This is a genomic window from Veillonella dispar (assembly GCF_937975875.1).
In the GTDB taxonomy this organism is placed as follows: domain Bacteria; phylum Bacillota; class Negativicutes; order Veillonellales; family Veillonellaceae; genus Veillonella; species Veillonella dispar_B.
Genome location: NZ_CALJSP010000083.1, coordinates 1 through 7,657, shown reverse-complemented (window position 1 = coordinate 7,657; position 7,657 = coordinate 1). Strand labels below are relative to the sequence as shown.

The 7,657-nt window shown below is 41.8% G+C and carries 7 protein-coding genes; all 7 read left to right on the top strand.

Annotated features, from left to right (window positions below; all coding sequences use genetic code 11):
• Positions 1-420: 420 nt before the first annotated feature.
• The gene (purE, locus tag Q7P05_RS03910; protein WP_303930604.1) at positions 421-912 is read left to right on the top strand and encodes a 5-(carboxyamino)imidazole ribonucleotide mutase; all 492 of its coding nucleotides are present in this window, start codon (positions 421-423) and stop codon (positions 910-912) included.
• 105 nt (positions 913-1,017) lie between these two features.
• Positions 1,018-1,746, top strand: a complete 729-nt coding sequence (gene purC, locus Q7P05_RS03905) for a phosphoribosylaminoimidazolesuccinocarboxamide synthase (protein WP_119206619.1) — start codon at positions 1,018-1,020, stop codon at positions 1,744-1,746.
• Between the two features lie 9 nt (positions 1,747-1,755).
• A complete protein-coding gene (gene purF / locus Q7P05_RS03900; RefSeq protein ID WP_303930602.1) occupies positions 1,756-3,174 on the top strand; it encodes an amidophosphoribosyltransferase in 1,419 nt (472 codons plus the stop codon).
• Entirely contained in the window at positions 3,161-4,222 is a 1,062-nt protein-coding gene (purM, locus tag Q7P05_RS03895; RefSeq protein WP_303930599.1) for a phosphoribosylformylglycinamidine cyclo-ligase, read from the top strand. Before purF ends, purM begins: the two co-directional genes overlap by 14 nt.
• A complete protein-coding gene (gene purN, locus Q7P05_RS03890; RefSeq protein WP_303930597.1) occupies positions 4,215-4,832 on the top strand; it encodes a phosphoribosylglycinamide formyltransferase in 618 nt (205 codons plus the stop codon). Before purM ends, purN begins: the two co-directional genes overlap by 8 nt.
• A gap of 24 nt (positions 4,833-4,856) precedes the next feature.
• A complete protein-coding gene (gene purH, locus Q7P05_RS03885; protein WP_303930594.1) occupies positions 4,857-6,386 on the top strand; it encodes a bifunctional phosphoribosylaminoimidazolecarboxamide formyltransferase/IMP cyclohydrolase in 1,530 nt (509 codons plus the stop codon).
• 92 nt (positions 6,387-6,478) lie between these two features.
• On the top strand, positions 6,479-7,657 hold a 1,179-nt coding region (purD, locus tag Q7P05_RS03880), incomplete at its 3' end, for a phosphoribosylamine--glycine ligase (protein ID WP_303930591.1).

Below are 7,657 nucleotides of genomic sequence, written 5' to 3'. Positions count from 1 at the left end.
ATTAAGGGCCGTAATGTTCGGAAATTAATTGAAAGAGGGTATCCTATCTCTAAAGGTGGGATAACTTCTTTTTATTTTTTGTAAAATATACATTAATACCTCTAAAGACCTAAGTTTAATAGGATGTGTAGTTTTGTAAAAAAGAGTATATATTTTTAATCATATATTTTGAATAACGTCGATATAATTAAATTTAATTCTTTCGAAAAGTTCGGAATATAACGAATGATAAAAATAATTAATTAAAAAATATTCGAAAATAGTGTTGATTTTGTAAAAGTTAGGTGTTACAATTTGTGTACAAGAAGGAGGTAGCACCGTGAACTATGCAAATCAACAAACTCAACGCAAGTCTACGGAGGCTATTTGTGCGCATTTTTCCCAGTCTATTTCGGCTGGGCTTTTTTATTAGGAGGATCTATGAAGGTCGGTATTATTATGGGCAGCAAGTCTGACCTAGACACAATGAAAAAGGCATCTGCCGTACTTGATGAATTCAACATTCCTTATGAAATGGTTATTGCTTCAGCTCATCGTACACCTGAGGCTGTAAAAGACTTTGTTACAAGACTTGAAGGCGAAGGGGCTATCGCTTTTATCGCAGGTGCTGGTGCAGCAGCTCATCTACCTGGCGTAGTCGCTAGCTTTACGACATTACCTGTTATCGGTATTCCTCTTAATGCAACGGCCTTAAAAGGTATCGATTCCTTGTTGGCTATTGTTCAAATGCCATCTGGTATGCCAGTAGCGACAATGGCTGTTGACGGCGCTAAAAATGCAGCACTATTTGCAGTACAAATTGGAGCAGCTTTCAACAAAGAGTTGAAAGAACAATATGTACAGTATCGTAAAGATATGGCCGAAAAAGTCCTAACAGATAATGCAGAGCTACAAGGAGCCATTAAACTATAATCATATAACTCGTTACAGATTACATTGCTCATAAAGTAAGCTTAATTCTTTTATTACATATCCATATATAGTTTGTATCATTCATTATGATAAAGGAGACACATCATGGCTAACATCGACTTGGAAAAATTAACATTATTGTACGAAGGTAAAGCAAAACAAGTATATCAAACAGATAACAAAGATGAGTACATCGTTCATTACAAAGATGATGCTACTGCATTCAACGGCGAAAAACATGATACTATCCTTGGCAAAGGCGTATTGAACAATAAAATTTCCTCCTTCTTCTTTGAATTGTTGAAAAAAGAAGGGGTACCAACTCACTTTGTTCGTCGCGAAGATGATCGCAATCAAACAGTACTTACTTTGGATATCGTTCCTTTAGAAGTTATTGTTCGCAACATTGCAGCTGGCTCCATGGCTAAACGCTTTGGTATTGAAGAAGGTACTCCTCTTAAACATCCAATCCTTGAATTCTGCTACAAAAATGATGAATTAGGCGATCCATTTGCCAACGAATCCCAAATCACAGCACTTGGCTGGGCTACGCAAGAACAACTTGATGTAATTTCTACAATCACTTTAAAAGTAAATGATATTTTGAAAAAATTCTTGGCTACAAAAAATGTAACCCTTGTTGACTTTAAATTAGAATTTGGTACTCACAATGGTGAAGTATTATTAGGCGACGAAATCTCTCCTGATACATGCCGTTTCTGGGATGCTACAACAGGTGAAAAGCTCGACAAAGACCGCTTCCGTCGAGATCTTGGCAATATTGAAGAAGCGTACAAGGAAATGTTATTCCGTCTTACTGGCGAACGCGCCTAAGGGGGCACAATGAACTACGATCCTGTTTTTGATAAATGGCATGAAGAGTGTGGTGTATTCGGTGTCTATGATAGAACCGTTGATGTAGCACGCTATGTATATTGGGGGCTCTTTGCACTCCAACACCGTGGCCAAGAAAGCGCGGGCATTGCCGTTACAGATGGTCATGATGTAGAACTAAAAAAAGGTATGGGCTTGTTGACTGAGGCCATTAAAGAACTACCATCCTTACCAAGCCATATGGGGACTGGTCATGTGCGGTACTCTACAACAGGTTCCAATAATCCGCGTAATATCCAACCATTGGTAATTCACTATCAAGGTGGTCAAATTGCGGTAGCTCATAATGGTAATTTAACGAATGCCTTATCCATTCGTAAACGTCTTGAAGCGGATGGTTCCATTTTCCAAACGACCATGGATTCCGAGGTTATCGTAAACCTCATTGCGCGTTCTAAAGCTGAGACACAAGAGGAACGCATTGCTGATGCGGCGCGTCAAATTGAAGGAGCTTTTTCTCTAGTTATTACCACAAATGACTCCTTAGTAGGTGTGCGTGATCCACAAGGTTTTAGACCGCTCTGCTTGGGTAAAACTGAAAATGGCTATGTTCTCTCTAGTGAAAGCTGTGCATTAGATGCCATAAAAGCCGAGTTTATTCGTCACATCGATCCAGGCGAAATGGTAATCATCGATGATTCAGGCGTGCGTAGCACTATTTATGCAGAACCAGAAAAAATTGATAAAAAGCTCTGTGTTTTTGAATACATCTATTTTGCACGTGGCGATAGTCATATTGATGGTCAATCGGTTTATCAATCCCGCCTCAATATGGGACGTGAGTTATATAACGAAACGAAATATGATGCAGATATTGTCATGTCTATTCCTGACTCGGGTACTACAGCAGCACTAGGCTATGCTCGTGCATCGGGTATACCGTTTGCAGAAGGGTTAGTGAAAAATCGCTATAGCGGTCGTACCTTTATCAAGCCAAATCAAGAGGAACGGGAATTAGCTGTTCGCATGAAACTAAACCCACTTCCTCATGTGGTAAGTGGTAAACGGATTGTACTCATCGATGACTCTATTGTACGTGGTACTACGAGTGGCATCATTGTTAAGATGTTAAAAGAAGCGGGTGCCAAAGAGGTGTACATGTGCGTTAGCTCTCCATCCATTGAGTACTCCTGTCACTATGGCATTGATACATCAGTGCGTAAAGAACTCATTGCTGCCACACATACAGTAGATGAAATCAAAGACTATATTCATGCTGATAAATTGCATTATTTATCTCGTGAAGGCTTATGTCGCGCTGTTTCTGATATAGCGCCTAATGACTTATGTTTTGCTTGCTTTAATGGTGATTACAGTGTAGAGGTTCCTGCGGAACAAGAGGAAGGGGTCAAATATGTGCTCGAATAAAACTAGTTTAACCTATCGCGATGCAGGCGTTGATATCGATGCAGGTAATCGTGCTGTAGAATTGATGAAGGAATCCGTGAAACGCACCTATACACCAGGTGTTGTTGGTGATTTAGGTGGTTTTGGGGGCCTCTATTCCTTAGCTGGTCACTCCATGTCTGACCCTATGCTAGTATCTGGTACAGATGGGGTAGGCACAAAATTACGTCTCGCTATCATGATGGATAAGCATGATACTATTGGCCAAGACTGCGTAGCTATGAGTGTTAACGATATTCTCGTACAAGGTGCTATGCCTCTATTCTTCCTCGACTACATTGCAGTTGGTAAACTTGATCCTGTGAAAGTAGCAGATATCGTGCGCGGTGTGGCAGAGGCTTGTGAAGAGTCTGGCTGTGCTTTACTGGGCGGCGAAACTGCTGAAATGGCAGGCTTTTACGATAATGATGACTACGATGTAGCTGGTTTTGCCGTTGGCATCGTTGATCGTCCTAAATTGATTACTGGTGAAAGTATCAAAGCGGGTGATGTGATTTTAGGTTTGCCATCTTCTGGTGTCCATTCCAACGGTTTTTCCTTGGTTCGTAAAATCGTATTCGACCACAAACAATTGTCTATCGATACAGACATCCCAGAGTTTGGTAAGACTTTAGGCGAAGAATTATTGACCCCTACACGTTTATATCCAAAAGCAGTCTTACCACTAATTGAACAAGAACTTGTAAAGGGTATGGTTCATATTACAGGCGGTGGGTTCTATGAAAACATTCCTCGCGTATTGCCAAAGGGTGTGACTGCAGAGGTAGATGTTACAACATGGCCACGACTTCCTGTATTTACGAAATTACAAGAATGGGGCAATGTAGCATGGCCTGAAATGTACCGCACTTTCAACATGGGTATTGGTATGATCCTCATCGTTGACCAAAACGATGTTGAAAAGGTTAAAGAAAATCTTAGTAGCCGTGGTGAAGCGGTTTATGAAATTGGCCGTATCGTAAGCGGTGATGGTCCTGTTGTCCTTAAAGGGGCTGAGTTCGATGCGTAATTCTAAAAAGCGATTAGCCCTCTTTGCTAGCGGCCGCGGTTCCAATGGGGAAGCACTGTATAAGGCCATGCAAGAAGGCTATATTAATGGTGAATTTGTTGTAATTATTACAGATCACGGCGATGCCGGTATTGTAGAACGCTCTAAATTTTGGAATATTCCCCTCATTGTTATCGACCGTAGCGATTATGATTCAAAAGCGAGCTTTGAACAGGCTCAACTAGATGCCTTAGAGCCTTATAAGGTTGATGGCATCGTCTTGGCAGGCTATATGCGCATAGTTGGGACTAAGCTCATTGAACGATATGAGCATAAGATTTTAAATATCCATCCTGCATTATTGCCATCCTTCCCAGGCCTTCATGGTCATCAACAAGCCATTGACGGAGGCGTAAAAATTACGGGGTGTACGGTACACTTTGTTGATGCCGGAATGGATACGGGCCCAATCATTATGCAGAATACGGTGCCTGTATTACCTGATGATACAGAGGATACTTTGAGTGATAGATTATTGCCTATCGAGCATAAAACGTATAAAGAGGCGTTGCGACTATTTTGTGAGGATAAGCTCACTATAAAAGGTCGTGTTGTATATATTGAAGATTGATGTGTAAGCAAAGGAAGACGTTAGATGATTAAAAATGCATTACTTAGTGTTTCTGATAAAACAGGTATTGTAGACTTTGCAAAGGGATTAGTTGAATTAGGTGTAACCATTTATTCCACAGGTGGTACCCTTAAGGCTATTACTGATGCAGGCATTACAGCAAAAGCCGTAGAATCTTTGACTGGTTTTCCTGAAATGATGGACGGCCGTGTAAAGACATTACATCCAAAGGTTCATGGTGGTATTTTGGCAATCCGCGACAATGCGGAACATCAAAAAGCTATGGCAGATCATGGCATTGAACCAATCGACCTTGTGGTTGTCAATCTCTATCCATTCCGTGAAACCATTGCAAAACCAAATGTATCCTTAGAGGAAGCTATTGAAAATATCGATATTGGTGGTCCTACCATGGTGCGCTCTGCGGCGAAGAACCATGCGTATGTGGGCATTGTGGTAAATCCAGATCATTATGACGAAATCTTAGCAATGCTTAAAGAACATGGGGAATTGACTAAAGATTATCGCTTTGGTCTAGCGAAAGAGGCCTTTGCTCATACTGCAGCTTATGATGTAGCTATTGCTAACTACATGAGTGGCATCTTAAACGAAGGTCCTACACCTCCAGAATATTTAAGTGCTTATGAAAAGGTAACTGATCTTCGGTATGGGGAAAATCCGCATCAAAAAGCGGCATTCTACAAAGAAATCGGTAAAGCCCATGGCATGGGGGCCTTGAAACAACTCCATGGCAAAGAGCTTTCTTATAACAATATCGTAGATATGGAAGCAGCTTGGAATATGGTGTGGGAGTTTGCAGATCCTGCAGCATGTATCATTAAGCATACAAACCCATGTGGTGCAGCTACAGCAGCTACATTGCATGATGCTTACGTAAATGCTTACGAAGCAGACTCCGTATCTGCCTTTGGTGGTATCGTGGCTTTAAACCGTGAAGTTGATGCTGCTACTGCCGGAGAAATGAGCAAAATTTTCCTAGAAGTCATTATGGCACCTGCTTTCACAAAAGAAGCATTACACATCCTTGAAGCAAAGAAGAATATTCGTCTCATCGAGTTATCTAAACCTGAGTCTGGACAAGTGACAGTGAAAAAAGTCTCTGGTGGTCTATTGGTGCAAACAGAGGATGATATCCAAGAAGACCGCGCTCACTATAAAGTGGTTACGAAGGTACAACCAACAGAGGAACAATGGAAAGCCCTTGAATTTGCTTGGAAGCTTGTAAAACATGTAAAATCCAACGCTATTTTGATTTCTAATGAAAAACGTACCCTCGGTGTTGGGGCGGGTCAAATGAACCGCGTTGGTTCTGCGAAAATTGCCCTTGAACAAGCTGGTGAAGCTGCTAAAGGCGCTGTATTAGCTTCTGATGCATTCTTCCCATTCGGCGATACTGTAGAGACAGCGGCAAGACATGGTATTGCAGCCATTATTCAACCAGGTGGATCCATTCGCGATGAAGAATCCATCAAAGCTGCTGACGAAGCAGGGATTGCTATGGTGTTTACAAGCATTCGCCACTTTAAACATTAATCGGTTGAGATATTTAGCTTATAGTTAAGCACAATTACTAACTATTTCTTCTACTATGAACTTGATGGCGTTTAGGCGCCGATGGAGGACTTATGAAAGTATGTGTAATCGGTAACGGCGGCCGCGAACATGCATTGGCATGGCGATTGTCCATCAGCCCTAGCGTAACAAAGGTATATGCCATTCCTGGCAGTGCAGCCATGTCAGATTGTGCAGAGCTAGTCGGCATTGATTGGCAGCAAAGGGATCATTTAATTCGTTTTTTGAAAGATAATCACGTTGATTTAGTTGTTGTTGGTCCAGAGGCTCCTCTTGTAGCAGGACTAGCAGATGCACTCAATGTAGCTGGAATTCCTGTGTTTGGTCCATCTAAAGCGGCTGCTCAATTAGAAGGGTCTAAGGTATTTGCCAAAGACCTTATGAAAAAATACAATATTCCAACGGCTGCCTATGGTGTATTCCACAAGGTAGACGAAGCAAAAGAATTTATCGCTCAAACAGGTGCTCCTATCGTGGTGAAAGCTGACGGTTTGGCAGCCGGTAAGGGCGTTGTAGTAGCGATGACCGTAGAAGAAGCGAATGCAGCTGTAGAAGATATGCTTAGCGGTAATCGCTTTGGTGATGCAGGTAGCACCGTTGTTATTGAAGAATTCATGGAAGGCGAAGAAGCGAGCTTACTTGCCTTTGTAGACGGTAAGACGGTAGTGCCTATGATTGCTTCCCAGGATCATAAACGTATCTTTGATGGTGATAAAGGCCCTAATACAGGCGGTATGGGCACCTATGCACCAGCGCCAGTGCTTACAGATGCATTGCGTGATGAAGCGATGAAAACAATCTTAGAACCTATGGTGGCGGCCATGCAAAAAGAGGGCATGCCTTATGTGGGTTGTCTCTATGCAGGCCTTATGATTACGCCTCAAGGTCCTAAGGTTGTAGAATTTAATGCACGCTTTGGCGATCCAGAAACACAAGTTGTATTGCCATTACTTGATAGTGATTTAGGTCAAATTATGATGGCTTGTGCCACAGGTACATTAACAGCTGATATGGTGAAATGGAAAGATTCCTCTGCTGCTTGTGTCATTCTTGCTTCTAAAGGATATCCTGAAACATCTTCCAAGGGTGATGTAATTCATGGTGATATTAAACAACATGATACAACCATCGTATTCCACTCTGGCACTAAACTAGTAGGTGAAGAGTATGTCACAAATGGCGGTCGCGTTCTAGGCGTAGTTGGTCTTGGTAAAGACCTTAGAACTGCGCTC